Source organism: Serratia sp. H1w (assembly GCF_000633355.1).
Lineage (GTDB): Bacteria > Pseudomonadota > Gammaproteobacteria > Enterobacterales > Enterobacteriaceae > Chania.
The window spans coordinates 73,889-91,405 of record NZ_AYMQ01000041.1; the positions used below are offsets into that span (position 1 = coordinate 73,889).

Annotated in this window: 15 protein-coding genes and 1 pseudogene; 5 read left to right on the top strand and 11 right to left on the bottom strand. The window is 55.5% G+C overall.

Annotated elements, in window-relative coordinates; genetic code table 11:
* Positions 1–29: 29 nt before the first annotated feature.
* Complete coding sequence (locus U869_RS0107760; RefSeq protein ID WP_025118886.1) at positions 30–938, bottom strand: LysR family transcriptional regulator; 909 nt, start codon at positions 936–938, stop codon at positions 30–32.
* Positions 939–1,065: 127 nt separating this feature from the next.
* Between U869_RS0107760 and U869_RS0107765 the strand changes: the two genes are divergently transcribed.
* Positions 1,066–1,809 (top strand): SDR family NAD(P)-dependent oxidoreductase, encoded by a 744-nt coding sequence (locus tag U869_RS0107765; protein ID WP_025118887.1) that lies wholly within the window; start codon positions 1,066–1,068, stop codon positions 1,807–1,809.
* A 38-nt stretch (positions 1,810–1,847) separates the two neighbouring features.
* On the opposite strand, the pseudogene U869_RS29275 reads toward U869_RS0107765, so the two are convergent.
* Positions 1,848–2,991 (bottom strand): annotated as a pseudogene (locus U869_RS29275) (serine hydrolase domain-containing protein).
* 257 nt (positions 2,992–3,248) lie between these two features.
* Positions 3,249–4,280 carry a Mal regulon transcriptional regulator MalI gene (locus U869_RS0107775; protein WP_025118888.1) on the bottom strand — a complete coding sequence of 344 codons (1,032 nt, stop codon included), beginning with the start codon at positions 4,278–4,280 and terminating at the stop codon, positions 3,249–3,251.
* 224 nt (positions 4,281–4,504) lie between these two features.
* Here U869_RS0107775 and malX point away from each other — a divergent pair, with 224 nt between their 5' ends.
* Positions 4,505–6,088, top strand: a complete 1,584-nt coding sequence (gene malX, locus U869_RS0107780; RefSeq protein WP_029987191.1) for a maltose/glucose-specific PTS transporter subunit IIBC — start codon at positions 4,505–4,507, stop codon at positions 6,086–6,088.
* A 46-nt stretch (positions 6,089–6,134) separates the two neighbouring features.
* Complete coding sequence (locus tag U869_RS0107785) at positions 6,135–7,316, top strand: MalY/PatB family protein (protein ID WP_025118889.1); 1,182 nt, start codon at positions 6,135–6,137, stop codon at positions 7,314–7,316.
* 38 nt (positions 7,317–7,354) lie between these two features.
* Here U869_RS0107785 and U869_RS0107790 read toward each other — a convergent pair whose 3' ends face one another.
* Positions 7,355–7,951 (bottom strand): NUDIX domain-containing protein, encoded by a 597-nt coding sequence (locus U869_RS0107790; protein WP_025118890.1) that lies wholly within the window; start codon positions 7,949–7,951, stop codon positions 7,355–7,357.
* Positions 7,952–8,051: 100 nt separating this feature from the next.
* Between U869_RS0107790 and U869_RS0107795 the strand changes: the two genes are divergently transcribed.
* Together U869_RS0107795 and add are read left to right on the top strand one after the other, a co-directional pair.
* Positions 8,052–8,807, top strand: a complete 756-nt coding sequence (locus U869_RS0107795; protein ID WP_025118891.1) for a DeoR/GlpR family DNA-binding transcription regulator — start codon at positions 8,052–8,054, stop codon at positions 8,805–8,807.
* A 167-nt stretch (positions 8,808–8,974) separates the two neighbouring features.
* Entirely contained in the window at positions 8,975–9,973 is a 999-nt protein-coding gene (gene add, locus U869_RS0107800; RefSeq protein WP_025118892.1) for an adenosine deaminase, read from the top strand.
* A gap of 46 nt (positions 9,974–10,019) precedes the next feature.
* On the opposite strand, the gene U869_RS0107805 is transcribed toward add, so the two are convergent.
* From U869_RS0107805 to U869_RS0107835, 7 genes are all read right to left on the bottom strand, one after another.
* Positions 10,020–10,325: a hypothetical protein gene (locus U869_RS0107805; protein WP_025118893.1), complete on the bottom strand. Its 306-nt coding sequence runs from the start codon at positions 10,323–10,325 to the stop codon at positions 10,020–10,022.
* Positions 10,326–10,345: 20 nt separating this feature from the next.
* The gene (locus U869_RS0107810; protein WP_025118894.1) at positions 10,346–11,338 is read right to left on the bottom strand and encodes a bile acid:sodium symporter family protein; all 993 of its coding nucleotides are present in this window, start codon (positions 11,336–11,338) and stop codon (positions 10,346–10,348) included.
* 92 nt (positions 11,339–11,430) lie between these two features.
* Positions 11,431–12,471 (bottom strand): oxidoreductase, encoded by a 1,041-nt coding sequence (locus U869_RS0107815; protein ID WP_025118895.1) that lies wholly within the window; start codon positions 12,469–12,471, stop codon positions 11,431–11,433.
* A gap of 260 nt (positions 12,472–12,731) precedes the next feature.
* Positions 12,732–13,649 carry an arabinose operon transcriptional regulator AraC gene (araC, locus tag U869_RS0107820; protein WP_025118896.1) on the bottom strand — a complete coding sequence of 306 codons (918 nt, stop codon included), beginning with the start codon at positions 13,647–13,649 and terminating at the stop codon, positions 12,732–12,734.
* A 180-nt stretch (positions 13,650–13,829) separates the two neighbouring features.
* Positions 13,830–14,813, bottom strand: coding sequence for an L-arabinose ABC transporter permease AraH (gene araH / locus U869_RS0107825; protein WP_025118897.1), 984 nt, complete (start codon positions 14,811–14,813; stop codon positions 13,830–13,832).
* Between the two features lie 17 nt (positions 14,814–14,830).
* On the bottom strand, positions 14,831–16,354 hold the full coding sequence (araG, locus tag U869_RS0107830) for an L-arabinose ABC transporter ATP-binding protein AraG (RefSeq protein WP_025118898.1): 1,524 nt from the start codon (positions 16,352–16,354) through the stop codon (positions 14,831–14,833).
* 60 nt (positions 16,355–16,414) lie between these two features.
* A complete protein-coding gene (locus U869_RS0107835) occupies positions 16,415–17,398 on the bottom strand; it encodes an arabinose ABC transporter substrate-binding protein (protein WP_025118899.1) in 984 nt (327 codons plus the stop codon).
* Positions 17,399–17,517 lie beyond the last annotated feature (119 nt).

The following is a 17,517-nucleotide window of genomic DNA, read 5'->3' on the forward strand; positions in this document are numbered from 1 at the left end:
TTATTGAAGGGGTGCAGCATGCAGCGCCCCTATGCAGTGAGACCCACCAGAAACTGTATCAATGCCTTCAGCCGGGACGGTTGATAGCGTGAGTAAGGCGTCAGCATATAAAAGGGACGCGTCACGCCATCATAGTCTGTCAGTACCTCAATCAGTTTTCCCTCAGCCAACTCCGTTGCTACAGTAAAACGGTAAACCTGCATCAATCCGCCCCCGGCTTTGGCCAACGTCAAGGTTGATAAGAAGTCATCGCGACACACCACGCCACCTTGAATATCCAAATGTACCGTTTGGCCGAACAGCATAAATTCCCAAGGGATCAATCGCCCGGACCCAGGCAATTCAAACTGAATGCACTCATGGTGTTTTAACTCCTCCGGCGTTGTTGGAGTGCCGTACTGGGCAAGATACTCCGGTGCGGCCACCACGCATAAGGCTGCGTCTTCCAGCTTGCGGGCAACCAATTCCGAATCCGGTAAATGATTGCCACGAATGGCCAAATCGTAGCCTTGGGCGGTCAGATCGACATTATGATTACTGACATGGATATCTAAAGTCACCTCAGGGTAAAGGCGGCGGAAAGCGGGCAACCGTGGCAATAGGCGGTAATGGGCATAGGGGGTGGGAACGCTGATCGTTAATAAACCGGCAGGTAGCTCCTGCTCTTGCGCCAACTGTTTTTCGGCGTCATTAAGCTGATTCAATGCCTGCCTGCACCGCAAATAGTACTGCTCCCCCTCGCTGGTCAATCGCATACTACGCGTGGTTCTGAGCAACAACTTTGCCCCCAAACGAGCCTCTAATCTGGCAACCGCACGGCTGACTGCTGCTGGAGTAAGCGCAGCCAGCGTGGCCGCAGCGGTAAAACTCCCGGTTTCTGCCGTCAGACAAAACAGCTCCAAACTGCCTAGCTGAATTTCGCTGAGCTTCTGGTTCATCAAGATCGGTTCCATTTATTACATGATGTAATTACTGAAGTTAATTATTGCATATTTTTCCCTAGGCGCGGCAACGGTAAAGTGGCGCTCAATCAACACTACTTACTCATTTTCAGCGGAGAACAACATGAACAACACGACAAAAACCGTTATTGTCACCGGGGCATCCAGTGGTCTGGGGTTCGCTATCGCCAACGCTTATCTTAAGCGGGGTTATCACGTTATCGGTAATGCCTCGACGCAAGCAAGCCTGGACAGGGCTGCCGACAATCTGGGAAACCCCGCCGGATTCCATGGTGTTGCCGGTGATATTTCATTATCGGCAACGTCTGAACGCCTGTTCGGCTATGCCGAACAGCATGGCTTACGGGTAGACATTCTGATCATCAATGCGGGAATATTTATTGCCAAGCCACTGACTGACTATGCGGAAGTGGATATTACCCGCATGTTGGATATCAATCTGCGCGGTTTTATCTATCCCGCGCAGGCAGCCGCTAAGCATATGATGCAGCACGGTGGTGGCCATATTGTCGCGGTTACGGCAGCGATTGGTATGCAGCCTAACGCCAACCTGCCAGCGCTATTGCCAGTCCTGACTAAAGGCGGCTTGAATCAGGCGGTGAAGGCGTTGGCGATTGAACTGGCCCCGCACAATATCATGGTGAATGCCGTTGCCCCAGGAGTCATCGCCACCCCAATGCACGCGGATAATTTACAGGCACGTGAAGCGCTACAGTCTATGGCTCCAGTCCAACGGATCGGTGAACCGCAGGACGTTGCCGAGGCGGTATTATATCTGACCGATGCCTCCTTCGTGACCGGCACAATATTACCGGTGGATGGCGGTTCAACGGCCGGAGTTTGGTGAAATTAGCCACCCTAGGGGCCCAGCCTGGGGGCCCTCCTTCATTGGCCATAGACCGCATCGCGGATCTGTACGGGGTATAAACCGCTCAACCCCTCAAAGGCGGTGTTGGTCAATACGATCACGCTCATCTGTGCAACCGGATCGTAAAACCAGGTGTGACCATATACGCCCCCCCACTGTAGGGTACCGTTATTCTGCGGCGTTGCCGCCAACTCGGCATCCACCAGCAGCGCGCCACCAAAACCAAAGCCCCAACCCGGCCCCTGAGTTTCTGCCTGCGCGCCAACATGAGGCTGACGCATCAATGCAGCGGTTTCCGGCTGCAAAATCCCGTCGCAGCCGCTACGCAGCGTTTCGACCAGACGTAGCACGTCGTCAGCGTCCCCAACCATACCCGCGCCAGCCGAGGGGTAAGCATCGCAATCGAGCGCGCGCGAAGGCGCAAATTCCGCAGCAAAACCAACCCCCTCGGGAAGCGTTTGCCGCAGACCGTCGTACATCACTGCCGGTTGTGGTTCGCTATCGTAATAAGCCGTCGCCAGATTATCGGCGTCCTGTGTATAAAAACCGGTGTTCCCAAGCCCTAAAGGCTGGCCAACCCAGCGTTCAAACAGCTGCGGTAACGGCATACCAGCGACCTGCTCCAGCACCGCACCTAATACGTCGATCGCCAGCGAGTAACCAAAAGACGCTCCCCGGCTCTGCCTGTAACGGAGCCTGCACCAACCGACGCAGATTTTGCTCCAGCGTGAGCGAGGTTTGTTCCATACCATCCTGGATCCCCAGTCGCTGATAGATCCCACCTTCCGGCTGATTGAAACGGTAATCCAACCCGGCGGTGTGGGTTAACAAATGACGAATAGCGATCGCTGGCCGCCGTCCATCGGGCAACTCGGGAGTAAACCACGGCAGCCATCGGCTAACGACATCGTCCAGACTCAGCAGTTGCTGTTCTATCATGCGCATGGCCGCCAGAGTGATGTACGGCTTGGAGACCGACGACAGGCGGAACTGGCTGTTACGCTGCATCGGCCGCCGCTGCTCACGATCGGCATAACCGCTGGCGCCGGCGTAAATCAGCTCCCCCCGTTGTGCCACCAGCACCACGCTGCCCACGATCCGCCCTTCGGCGATCGCCTGTTGATTCACTGCTTCTATCCGTTGTGTCAATGTCTGCTGCATGAGTCTTCCCTTCTTAACATATTGAAGCCAGTGGAGTAATGCCCCCTCACCCTAACCCTCTCCCAGAAGGAGAGGGAACTGAATGTGCTACATTTTGACTCCTGCACCTGACTGCGGTTCAAGACGGGCTCCCTCTCCCCCTAACAAGGATGTATGACATATCCGGTTGTATATCGGGAGAGGGTTGGGGTGAGGGGAATTAGACCAGTGTACGACTCTTATCATTATTTAAAAGACGGAAAAGTGCGAGCAGCAGATCAGGCCGATCCTCGTTTGATCAGTTCAGGCGACAAGATCACATTCTGCGGTGCGAGGGAATCGTCGCTAATACGTTGCAACAGCCGTAATGCGGCACTGCGCCCAACTTCACGGGCAGAGCTGGAAATAAAGGTCAGAGGAGGTTCGGTCAGTTCGGCCTCCGGCACATCGCCAAAACCGATCAGCGCCACCTGTTGCCCGTAGAAACTGTCCATCCCTTCCGAGCCAATACTGCGGCCACTGCGCACAATGCCAAAATAGGCCCCCAACGCTACCGAGGCTTTATGGCACACCAACGCACTGATATTTGGATATTGACGCAACAGGTTTTCAGCGGCTTCAGCGGCCGCACGTTGATGACAATCGCATTCGACGATCCACTCAGAACGGAATGGCAACCCGTATTGCACCAGGGTGGCGCAAAATCCCCCCAGACGTTCGGCACGGGTTAGCGAATCGCTTTGCCCACCGAGGTAGGCAATCTGGCTATGACCGCGTTTGATCAGAAATTCGGTGGCCATTTTCGCCGCCTGCATATTATCGGGCCGCACCACGTCTACACCTTCCAAGCCATTGGAGCGCGCGGCACAGACCAGCGGCACCCCCTGAGCTTCGGCTTTTTCTTTCAGCCCTTTTGCGGTACGAACTCCCCCCGCCAGCACCATGCCATCAACACCATGTTCCAGCAGCATATCAAAGCAGCGCATCAGCCCTTTGCCTTCACGCCCGCTTTGGGTCAGAAACAGCACTTTGCCATTGGCTTCCAGTATCTCACTGACCCCGGCGGTCATCTCGGCATAAAACGGCTCACAGATATCACGCAGGATTAGCCCGACCACCCCTGACTCACCACCGCGCAGCGTGGCAGCCTGACGATTACGGACATAGCCAAGCTGTTCGATCGCCTGATTCACACGGGTCATGGTGGTGGGAGAAATACGACCTTTACCGCTCAATACCAGAGAAACGGTGGTGACGGAAACGCCTGCCAACTGTGCGACGTCAGTGATAGTGATTTTTTTGATGGGAATAACCTCTGCAATGCCCTATCAGAGCGGGCTTCACCCTGATAACAAATGGTATACCGAATCTATCAATGCAGTAAAACGATTTACCGCCTTTCGTATTGTCGCCGCAAAGCGCTGTTCATAATTGTGATTAGCGACGCATTTTTACTAGGTAAAACGTTTTATCTTATTTTTACCTAATCGGGTACACACAACATTGCATGCTTTTTCGCCAGGAGTCGTCGGTTATGGCAGCGTCTAAAAAACAAAAAATTACGCTTTGGGAATTTTTCCAAAGCCTGGGCAAGACTTTTATGTTGCCCGTCGCACTGCTTTCATTCTGCGGCATCATGCTGGGGATCGGTAGCTCGCTCAGCAGCCGTGACGTGATCACCCTGCTGCCTTTCATTGGTCATCCGGCCTTCCAACTGCTGTTCACCTGGATGAGCAAGATCGGTTCCTTTGCCTTCAGCTTCCTGCCGGTGATGTTCGCCATTGCCATTCCGCTGGGGATGGCGCGTGAGAACAAAGGCGTGGCCGCCTTCTCGGGTTTTGTCGGCTTTGCCGTGCTGAACCTGGCGACCAACTTCTACCTGACCACTTCAGGTGTGCTGCCTACCGTCGATCCGCTGGTGCTGAAAGCCAACAACATCCAGAACATCCTGGGTATTCAGTCTATCGATACCGGCATCCTCGGTGCGGTGATCGTCGGGATCATCGTTTACCTGCTGCATGAGCGTTTCAACACCATCCGTCTGCCGGATGCGCTGGCGTTCTTCGGCGGTACCCGCTTCGTGCCAATCGTCACCACCGTGGTGCTGGGCCTGTGCGGCCTGATCATTCCGCTGATCTGGCCTTGGTTCGCTGCCGGTATTAACGGTTTGGGACGAATGATCAACGGAGCAGGCATATTTGGGCCGATGATTTTCGGTTCCGGTGAGCGCCTGCTGCTGCCGTTTGGTCTGCACCACATTCTGGTGGCGCTGATCCGCTTTACCGAAGCCGGCGGTACGCTGGACGTCTGTGGCCGCGAAGTCAGCGGTGCCTTGACCATCTTCCAGGCACAGCTCTCTTGCCCTACCACCCACGGCTTTGCCGAAAGCGCCACTCGCTTCCTGTCACAGGGTAAAATGCCAGCCTTCCTCGGCGGTCTGCCAGGTGCGGCGTTGGCCATGTACCACTGTGCCAAACCAGAGAACCGTCACAAGATCAAAGGGCTGCTGATTTCCGGTGTGGTTGCCTGTGTGGTCGGCGGCACCACCGAACCGATCGAATTCCTGTTCCTGTTTGTCGCCCCGTTCCTGTATCTGATCCACGCCATCCTGACTGGCCTGGGCTTTACCGTGATGGCACTGTTGGGCGTCACCATCGGTAACACCGACGGTAACATCATCGACTTCGTGGTATTTGGCATCCTGCACGGCACCGCAACCAAGTGGTATCTGGTACCGTTGGTGGCCGCCATCTGGTTTGTTGCCTACTATGCGATCTTCCGTTTCGCCATCCAGCGTTGGAACATTAAAACGCCGGGGCGTGAGACTGAAACTACCGCGACACAGAGCGCTCCTATCGGCGCCGTAGGTAAGTCCGGCTATAACGTGCCTGCTATCCTGGCGGCGTTGGGCGGTAAAGAGAACATCGTCTCGCTGGATAACTGTATTACCCGTCTGCGTATGTCGGTTAACGACATGAGCAAGGTGGATGACGCACTGCTGAAAGCCAACCGGGCGATCGGTGTCGTTCATCTTAATGACCATAACCTGCAAGTGGTGATCGGCCCGCAGGTACAATCGGTGAAAGATGAGTTAGAATCGCTGATGGCCACCGCATAACCTTCCCCCCGGGCGCAGCCTGCTGCGCCCTTGTTCGGAGTTTCACATGTTTGATTTTTCTACCCCGGTAGATCGTCACGGTACCTGGTGCACCCAGTGGGACTATATCGCCGACCGGTTTGGCACCGCAGACCTGCTGCCTTTCACCATTTCCGATATGGATTTCGCCACCGCCCCCTGCATTCTTGAAGCCCTGCAACAGCGCCTGCAACACGGCGTACTGGGCTACAGCCGCTGGCAGCATGAAGACTTTCTTGGCGCGGTGCGCCATTGGTATCAACAACGTTTCAATGCCCCTATCGATACCACCAAGGCCGTCTATGGCCCTTCGGTAATTTACATGGTAGCGCAGTTGGTGCGCATCTGGTCGGCTCCGGGTGAATACGTGGTCACCCATACCCCGGCCTATGATGCGTTCTATAAGGTGATCCTGGGTAATCAGCGCCAGGTTCTACCTTGCCCGCTGCACAAAGTGGATAACGACTGGCAGTGCGATATGGCCCATCTGGAAGCCCTGCTGGCCCGGCCACAAACCAAGATCCTGCTGCTGTGCAGCCCGCAGAACCCTACTGGCAAGGTGTGGACCCAGCAAGAACTGGAGCAGATGGCAGAACTCTGTGAACGCCATGACGTGAAGGTGATCAGCGATGAGATCCATATGGATATGGTGTGGGGTGAGCATCGCCACACGCCATGGAGCCTGGTGGCGACAACCCCGTGGGCGTTGCTGACTTCTGGTTCAAAAACCTTCAACATTCCAGCGCTCACCGGTGCCTATGGCATCATCAGCGATGACAGCACCCGTGACAGCTACGTTCAGGCGCTAAAAAGCCGCGATGGCCTATCCTCCCCGGCAGTGCTGGCGGTAGCGGCCCATATTGCAGCCTACCGTCACGGCGAACCTTGGCTGGACGCCCTGCGCGACTATCTGCAAGATAACCTGACCTACGTGGCCGAGCGCCTCAATCAGGCGTTGCCGCAGCTAAACTGGCAGCCACCGCAGGCCACCTATCTGGCGTGGATCGACATTCGCCCATTGGGCATTGATGACCAACAACTCCAACAGGTGCTGATCGAGCGGGAGAAAGTCGCCATCATGCCAGGCTTCACCTACGGCGAAGAAGGGCGCGGTTTCCTGCGTCTGAACGTCGGCTGCCCACGCAGCAAGGTTGAAGCCGGGATGGATAAGCTGATTGCCGCGTTGCAGTTTGTCTTGGCTGATAAATAACGTTGAACGCCAGGGGCATTGCGCCCCTGGTTGATATCTCATCTTTCCAGCGTACGGTTCAACGCCACGAATTGCAGCAGCATGATGGTTTTGGCATCGACGATAACGCCCTGACTCATCGCATCCAGTGCCTCTGCAAGCGGTATTTCAAGCACTTCCAGATCCTCTCCTTCCGCTTCAATGCCACCACCGGCGGCCACTTTGCTTTGCGCATCGTATTCGCCAATAAAAAAGTGCAGTTTTTCAGTGACCGACCCCGGACTCATGTAGGCCTCAAACACCTTATGCACGTTTTGCACGGAATAGCCGGTTTCCTCTTCCGCCTCGGCCCGAATACGGGCTTCCGGGGAGGCGTTATCAAGTAATCCGGCAGCGGCTTCGATCAGCATGCCGTCGTGGCCATTGACGAACACCGGGAAACGGAACTGGCGCGTCAGCACCACCGTCTGCTGTTGACGATTAAATAACAGGATGGTTGCCCCATCGCCCCGATCGTAGGTTTCACGGCTTTGCCGTTGCCATTGGCCATTGCGCCGCAGGAAATCAAAGGTGGTTTTTTTCAGCACATACCAATCATCAGATAACACCTGGCTGGCAACAATACGCACTCGATCTTTGGTTTTGGTGGTCACCATCTGCTTAATCTCGTTATGGCCGGAAGGAAGAGTGATAATATCGTGCAGTTTCGTGTATGATCAAGATAATTCATGCATCAACAATCACGAGGGATCCCCCATGCTTACCAGCCAACGCAAAAAGATCATTCTGGAAAAACTGGCTCAGGATGGACAGGTTGTCGCCAAGCAACTGAGTGAGTTGTTTGGGCTTTCCGAAGATACCTTACGACGGGATCTGCGGGAGTTAGACAACGAAGGGTTATTACAGCGGGTCCATGGCGGCGCCCTACCGGTTTCATCCGCGATTGCCAGCTTTGCCGAAAGAAATACCTTGGAATCCTCCGCCAAAACCGCCATCGCCAAGGCGGCGGTCGCCATGATTATGCCCGGGCAAGTGGTGATGCTGGACGGTGGTACCACTTCTGCCGAACTGGTTCGGCATCTACCGCGCAATTTGCAGGCAACCTTTGTGACCCACAGCCCAAGCGTCGCAGTGGGTTTGGTCGACTATCCCAATATTGAGGTCATCATGATCGGTGGCCGCTTGTACAAACATTCCATCGTCTGCGTGGGCGCCGCTGCGGTAGAAGCCATGTCGCATATTCGTGCAGACATTTACTTTATGGGGGTCACCGGGGTACATCCCGTTGCCGGGTTGAGCACGGGTGACCTTGAGGAAGCCTATATCAAGCGTGCATTAGCCGCACGAGCGGCAGAAACCGTGGTGTTGGCCTCTGCCGCCAAGCTGAATGCGGCTTCGCAATATGCCATTGGTGAACTGACCCTGGCACAGACGATCATCGTGGAAGGTGATACCGATAACGCCTTGATTGAGCCACTGCAACTGGCAGGAGTGAGCGTAATCAGGGCTTGATGGCTGCGTGGGACCATCCATCCCACTCAGCATTGTCTGAAACCGCGATCGGCATCGCAATTTAATGTGATAAACATCACTTTTTTATGCAACTCAATGGCTATTTTCATCCATTTGTTTTTATACTGCTCTGCACTTAATCTAAACAACAATAACGAGTGCCCATCATGATTGACCGCCGTTTACCCCTCACCGATATTCACCGTCACCTGGACGGTAACATCCGCGCGCAAACCATTCTGGAACTGGGCCGCCAGTTTAATCTGACTCTGCCTGCCAACGAGCTTGCCGCCCTGCTGCCGCACGTACAAATCACCCATGCCGAACCGGATCTGATGAGCTTCCTGCAAAAGCTGGATTGGGGCGTGGCGGTGTTGGGCGATTTGGATGCCTGCCGTCGCGTGGCCTATGAAAACGTGGAAGATGCGGCCAACGCCGGGTTGCACTACGCCGAACTGCGCTTCTCCCCGTACTACATGGCAATGAAGCATCAGTTGCCGGTCGCTGGCGTGGTGGAAGCGGTGATTGACGGTATTCGCTCAGGATGCCGCGATCGCGATATTGACGTGCGCCTGATTGGTATCATGAGCCGTACGTTCGGCGAAGCAGCCTGCCTGCAAGAGTTGGACGCCTTATTGGCCCACCGCGATGGCATTACCGCGCTGGATCTGGCCGGTGATGAACTGGGCTTCCCTGGCAGCCTGTTCCTCAGCCATTTCAATCGTGCCCGCGATGCTGGCCTGCGCATTACCGTGCATGCCGGTGAAGCCGCTGGCCCTGAAAGTATCTGGCAGGCAATCCGCGAATTGGGTGCCGAACGTATCGGCCACGGGGTTAAAGCGGTCGAAGATCCGGCACTGATGGATTTCCTGGCAGAACATGCCATCGGCGTTGAGTCGTGCCTGACTTCAAATATCCAGACCAGCACCGTCGCTTCGCTGGCACAACATCCGCTGGCCACCTTCCTGCGTCATGGCGTGGTAGCCTCGATCAATACCGACGATCCGGCCGTGCAGGGCATCGAGATCGAGCACGAATACCGCGTGGCAGCCCCGCAGGCCGGGTTAACGCCGCAGGAAATCCGTACCGCGCAGGAAAATGGTCTGAAGATGGCCTTCCTCAGCGAGCAAGAAAAGCAGGCGTTGCGCGTAAAAGTGCTTAACTAAGGCCATCAGCAGGCTCAGTGGCCTTGTGGGTCACTGAGCCTGTATCTCAAGGTTGATACGGTAATACCACCCGGTGGCTCTCCTCAATCAGCGCCACAATCTCCGTACGTGGCCCTGTCAGCCAGGCTTGGCTACGGTAGAAGTCATGTAATCCCTGCTCCATCTCCGCCATGCCATCAAACCGCCGCAGCAGGTAATAGGCATCGGGGTCGTGTAGCGAAACACCAAACTCAAGTACCTTAATCCCTGCCGCCTGATGCAACGGCACGCTATCATGCTGCATGATGTGGTGAAAACGCTCACCACTTCCGGCCTGTAGCCGGTACTGCAATATCTCGACAACCCTACTCATAGGTTTCCCTGTCTGTGACGTTAATTATTGACCGCAGCCTGCTGCTGGGCAGTTTTGCGCGCATAGCGCTGCGCCAGTACCGCACACACCATCAGCTGTACCTGATGGAAGATCATCAGGGGTAATACCATCGCCCCAACGGCGGCGGCCGGAAATAGCACGTTAGCCATCGGAATACCGTTGGCCAGGCTCTTTTTCGAACCGCAGAACACGATAGTGATTTCATCGGCAGTATCAAAGCCCAGCCAGCGTGCGCTATAGGTATTGATGATTAGCACCACCGTCAGCAGCACCAGTGACATCACCAGGATCGTCAGCAGCGACCAACCGTCAATAGTGTGCCAAATCCCTTCAACCACCGCCGCGCTGAACGCGGTATACACTACAAGCAGGATCGAGGAGCGGTCGGTGAGGTTAATCAGTTTACGATGGCGATCGATCCATTTGCCAATCAGCGGACGCGCCAGATGACCAATCACAAACGGCACCATCAGTTGCAGAATAATCGCCCCGATGGCATGTAGTACGTCGGTATTGCCTTCCTGCGTATGCATCAACGCACCAACCAACAGCGGAGACAGGAATACCCCCAGAATGCTGGATGCCGAAGCGCTACAGATCGCCGCCGCTACGTTCCCTCCGGCAGCAGAGGTAAACGCAATTGCTGATTGCACCGTGGCAGGCAGAGCGCACAGATAGAGGAACCCTAGATAGACGGTAGGCGTCATCAAGCCCGGCACCAGCAGGTTCATCGACAACCCTAACAGCGGGAAGAGCGCGAAGGTGCTGAGAAATACCACCAGGTGCAGCTTCCAGTGGCTCATCCCGGCCACGATCGCCTCGCGGGAAAGCTTGGCCCCATGCATAAAGAACAGTAAGGCTATCGCCGCAGTGGTTAAATGTTCGAAGAAGGTCTGCCAAATCCCTTCACAGGGAAACAACGAGGCCAACAGCACCACCATCAGCAAAACCAGTAAGAACTTGTCGATACGTAGACGTTGCAACCAGGACATCCTGCACTATTCCTTGCCATTAAAAGCTTAACGGGCGCCGCATGCAGCGCCCCCTACGATGGAACATGGGCGCAGCATGCGGCGCCCCTACGTTAAACTACCGGCAGCGCTTTTTGTTGTTTGGCCGATTCGATGCCCAGCTCGATCATTTCCATGACCTTGATTGCATCGCTGGCCGGGACTGGATTGGCACCAATACCGGAAATGGCATCGCGAATGGCGGCGTAATACGCCGGGTAATTGCCCGGTATGGTCAACAGCGGCTGTTCCGCCAGCAAACCATCACGTGACAACGTCACTACACCATCACGCATATCATAGCCCCAGTCGGCCTGCGGCAAACGCTCACCGGCTTTCAGACGGTCTTCCTGCGGATCCAGGCCATATTTGATAAAGCTCCCCTGGGTGCCGTGCACAATGTAACGGGCCGTTTCCGCCGCAGCCAGTACTGTGCCATGCAGCACCACGCGTCGATGACCGTAATTGAGCGCTGCATGGAAGTAATCCACCGATTGTGACCCTGGACGTAGCTCACCGAGATCGACAAACAGCGTTTGTGGCTTGCCAAACAGCTGCAAGGCCTGGTCGATCAGATGTGGCCCCAGATCGTACCAAATGCCGCTGCCTGCGCCACCTTGCTCACGCCAGCGCTGGCGCACTTCCGGGCGGAAGCGATCGAAATGAGATTCAAAATAGACGACTTCGCCCAACGTGCCGTCTTTCAGCAACGCCTTTAAAGTCAGGAAGTCACTGTCCCAGCGGCGGTTGTGGAACACCGAAAGCAGCTGTCCACTCTGTTCGGCCTGTTGTTGCAACTGCTGCGCTTGTGACAGTGTCACGGTAAAGGGCTTGTCCACCACCACATGTTTGCCTGCCGCCATCGCCTGTTGCGCCAGCGGGAAGTGGGTATCGTTGGGGGTTGGGATCACAATCAGGTCAATCGAAGGATCGCTAAACAATGCCTGCGGATCGCTGACTACCGTCATCATCGGCCAGTCGGCGTGGACTTTACCGGCATCGCTGCTGGAAACGGCGGCCAACTCCATGCCGGGAGTTCCCGCGATCAGCGGAGCATGAAAGGTCTTGCTGGCGTAACCATAGCCCACCAGGCCAACGCGGATTGTTTCAGACATCTTGTTTCCTCATGCAGGGCGATATACGCATCAATTCCAGGCAGCTGAAATGCTACGTCCATGTCAGTTGGGACGAAAAACCTGCTCCCTGAGTGTTGCCGCTAGAAAAAGATGAACTAGAGATGGCTTCGATTTGACACCATGATGCAGGCAGGAACAAGCGCTAAATGCAGATTGATAACAAACCGGCAATACAGCGAAGCATACGTGATAGGCAACCAAGCGGGCGCAACATGCTGCGCCCCTACAGAGGAATTCAGCTAACGGACCGCGGTAACCAATGGCCGCTCCTGGAAATGGTTCGCAGGATAGTTGATCTCCAGGCTACGGCGGCGGAAATCGCTCGGGCTGACGCCCACCCGCTTGCGAAACACCCGTGAAAAATAGAGCTGATCGTCGTAACCCACCACCCGACCAATGGTGGCAATCGACTCCTGAGTGGTTTGCAGCAACAGTTTGGCGCGGATCACCCGCTGATCCTCACGCCAACGCAGAATGTTGATCCCAACCTGATCCCGGAACAGATGTGCCAACCGTGAAGGCGAAAGGCAAACGTGGCGTGCCACCTCATCGATACGCAGTTCCCCTGCCAGATTGCCGGTAATGAACTGACAGGCTTCAATCACCCGTGGATCCATAATCTTCTGCGGGCTGAGCGGATCTTCCTCCATTGCGCGTAGCAGCAGACGCTCAAGCAGATTCATACCAATCTCTTCGGCAAAACGGCGGCCGGAGCGCTGGGTCTGCTCAATGTTGGCAAACAGCCGGTCAAACTCGGTCAGCAGTTGGTTGTTGGGCAACGTCAGACGCCCCACCTGATGCGCCTTGCTGTGCCATTCCAGCCAGTCCGCCCAGTAGGCACGCGGACGGAAATAGACCCAGCGGTGATACCAGCAGTCGCTATCCGGTGATCGGCCATAGTTATGCGCCGCCTTGGGTGGAAACAGCAACAGATCGCCTGGATTACAGTAAAGCGTTTCCTCACCGTCAAACACCTTGCCCTGGCCTTTAATGGTCAGGTTGAGGATGTACCCCTTCATACCGCCAGGGCGATCGATAAAGAAATCCAGCGGCCCGTCCGCCATAATCGGCGTCAGCCCGGCAACCAGGTAGGCGTTAAAGGTGTAACCCGGCAACAACGGGTTCGGTTGGGGTTCCTGAACCATGCGATGATACATCTGGCCTCCAAAAGTGTCGTGTCACGGTCCTGAAACTAGGACCCCTCACCCTAACCCTCTCCCAAAGGGAGAGGGGACTGTCCGTGCTACAAAATAGCCTCTGCGTTTCATATCAATACAACCAGTTTACCCATCCGGTAAAATGCTGCTGAAGCTAATCGTAAAAGTGTGATGTCTCTTTTACGCCCTGCTCTTGGCTTTTTGCTTGTAGCGGTCAAAAATCACCGCCGCCAGCAGGATCACGCCGCGCACCACATACTGCGAGAACGGCGAGATGTTCAGCAGGTTCATGGCGTTTTCTACCGTCCCCAGGATCAGGATCCCGGCGATAACGTAAGAAATCTTGCCAATGCCGCCTTTGAGCGAAACACCGCCCAGCACACAAGCGGAGATCACGATCAGCTCATAGCCGATGGAGGTCATCGGCTGGCCGCTGGTCATCCGCGAAGCCAGAATAATGCCCGCAGCGGCGGATACCAGCCCGGAAAGCACAAAGATGATGATCTTGGTGCGCACCACCGGCACCCCAGCCAAACGGGCCGCTTCCTCGTTGCCGCCGATAGCCAGGGTATTACGGCCAAAGGTGGTTTTATTGAGCAGGAAACCGAACAGGATCAGGCAACCAATGGTGATCCAGATCGGCGCAGGCAACCCAAACCAGTTGGCATAACCCAGCGCAAAGAAACGTTCGTCTTCGATCCCCACCGCTTTACCGTCGGAGATGATATAGGCCAAGCCGCGGAAGATTTGCATAGTGGCCAAGGTGGTGATCAGCGCGTTGATTTTCAGCCGGGCAATGACAAAACCATTGATCAGCCCAGAGAGCACGCCCAGCAGCAAACCGGCTGCCACGCCGATCCACAGGCTCTCGGTCATGTTGATCACCACAGCAGCGGTAACACCAGCGCAAGCGATAACCGACGCAACCGACAGGTCAAAATCGCCGGACGCCAGGCAGAACAACATGCCACACGCCACCATGCCGGACATGGAGATCGCCAACCCCAGGCCCTTCATATTGATAAAGCTGCCAAAATTTGGCACAAACACCACGCAGGCAACAAACAGCACGGCGAAGACCACCAGCATACCGTAGCTGTCCCAGATACGTGCCAGGCTAAAGCCGCCACGGTTTTTCACAGAATTGGTTGTCATACTCGACATCTCTTGCTCCTTCACAATCAGGCCATCGCCGCTGCGATATCGGGGGTACGTAACATCGCCAGGCTGAGGGCTTTTTCCTCAGTGGCATCGCTGTGGGTCAACTCGCCTGAAATCGCCCCTTCACGCATCACGATGATGCGATCCGCCAGCCCCAGCACTTCGGGCAGGTCGCTGGAAGCGAACAGTACGGCAATGCCCTGTTGCGCCAGTTGATAAATCACATGGTAGATTTCGTGCTTTGCACCAACGTCGATGCCGCGTGTCGGCTCATCCAGCAGGATCACCTTCATCTCTTCCGACAACCAGCGGCCCAGGATCGCCTTCTGTTGATTGCCGCCGGAGAGATTCATGATCAGTTGTTCTGCACTTGGGGTTTTGATATTCAACGCCCGAATGTGGTGATCGGCATTGCTGGTTTCCCAGGCGTTGTCGATCAGGCAGCCCGCCTTGATGCTTTTGCGGCGTGCGCTGATGTTGATATTGTCGCGCACCGAATGCACCGGAATGATGCCATCGGCCTTACGATCTTCCGGGCACAGCATCACGCCCGCTCGGATTGCGTCAATCGGTGAACGGACATCGAGCGGCTGCCCATCCAGCGTCAGTTGACCTGCGGTGATCCGCGTCGCGCCAAAGATCCCCTTCATCAATTCGCTACGCCCGGCGCCCACCAAGCCAAACAGACCGACAATCTCACCCGCACGCACGTCAAGGCTGATCGGCGTTTTCACTCCAGTGGCCTGCAAAGCGCTGAGTTGCAAGCGCACTTCCCCCAGCTCGCGTGGCTGATAGCCATACACATCGCCGAGATCGCGGCCAACCATCGCCTGCACCAGCACTTCATTGTTGACCTGCTGCATATCGTCGAAGGTGCGCACATAGCGGCCATCCTTGAATACGGTAATGGCATCACTCAACGCGAAGATTTCCTCCATCCGGTGTGAGACATACAGGATCACCCGGCCTTCGGCACGCAGCTCGCGGATCACCCGGAACAGTTGTTCAATCTCACGCGCCGACAGCGAACTGGTCGGTTCATCAAACGCAATCACTTTGGCGTTACGCGCCAAGGCCTTGGCAATCTCCACCATCTGCCACTGGCCAATCGACAGATACTTCAACGGGGTATCCGGGTCGATATCCAACCCGAGGTGCTCCAACTGCAAGCGGGACTCATAACGCAGCAGTTGACGATCGACCAGGCCATATTTAGTGGGCAACTGGCCCAGATAGATGTTCTCTGCCACGGTCATTTCCGGTACCAGATGCAGTTCCTGGTAGATAATCGCCACCCCGGCGTTCAACGCATCGGTGGTGTTGGCAAACTGCATCGCTTGCCCCTGAAGGTGAATTTCCCCTTGGCTTGGGGCGTAATTGCCGCTGAGGATTTTCAGCAGCGTCGATTTCCCCGCGCCGTTTTCCCCCATCAGCGCGTGGATCTGCCCGGCCTGACAGCTGAAACTGATATCATCCAGCGCTTTGACGCCAGGGAAGCTTTTACCAATGCCTTTGAATGCCAGATAGGGCGTGACGGCAGTCATAGTGCTTTCCTCAATGCTGTGCGATAAACGGCCGCCTGCTTGAACCAGGCGGCACACTGCTTACATCAGACCTTTTTTCTGTAGTTCTACCTGGAAGTTGTCGCGGGTGATCAGCACCACGTCGGTCACTTCGGTAAACTTCTGCGGTTCCACGCCTTTCTCTACCCAGTCATGCAGCATCTGGATGCTTTTGTAGCCATGAATGTCCGGGCTTGGCAGCAGCGAGCCATAGAAGCCGGTGGCCTGTTTCTTGGAGAGTTCGCTCACCGCATCAACGCCGTTGATGCCAATGCCGATCACGTTAGGCGCTTTAAAGCCCTGACCTTCGGTGGCACGCACGCCGCCCAGCACGGTATTGTCGTTCATGCCGACGATCAGCCAGTTTTTCACTTCAGGATGCTGCACCAGCATTGAGTTGGCGGCATCGAACGCCCCTGGGATATCGTTGGATTTGGTCGGTACCTTGTAGATTTGTTTTTCTGGGAACCCCGCCGCCTTCAACGCGTCCATCGAGCCACCGGTACGGCGGCGTGCGGTGTCCAGTTCATCAGAGGTGATAGCCATGACGCCGGTCTCTGCCACTTGCCAGCCGCGCTTGTTCATCTCTTTCCACAGTTCTTCACCTTGGCGTTCACCAATTTTGGTGGCGGCCATCATCACTAACGGCACGCTGTCCATCGGTTTGCCTTTGGCGTTCACAAATTGGTCGTCAACCGCAATGACTTTCAGGTCGTAGCTGCGCGCCTTGGCGACAATCGCCGAGCCAAGTTTGGGATCCGGGGTACAGATAACAAATCCCTTGGCCCCGCTGGCCGCCAGGCTGTCGATGGCATTGAGGGTTTTCTCACCGTCTGGCACGGCAATCTTGATCACTTCAAAACCCAGGTCTTTACCCGCTTTGTCAGCAAATTTCCATTCGGTCTGGAACCAGGGTTCTTCAGGCTGTTTAACCAAAAAGCCCAGTTTCATGGTCTCTGCTACAGCCGAATGTGACATAACCGCCGTCAGACCGATAACCGCCAACGCCTTAGTGAATTTATGCATGGTACTCTCCGCTGTTTTGCTTTCATCGGTGGGAAAACCGGGCCACTGTGAAAACGTTATCATTATGGGTTCCCGTCACAACAGTCGCACTACACCGCGATTTCTGTCGTCGACACAGA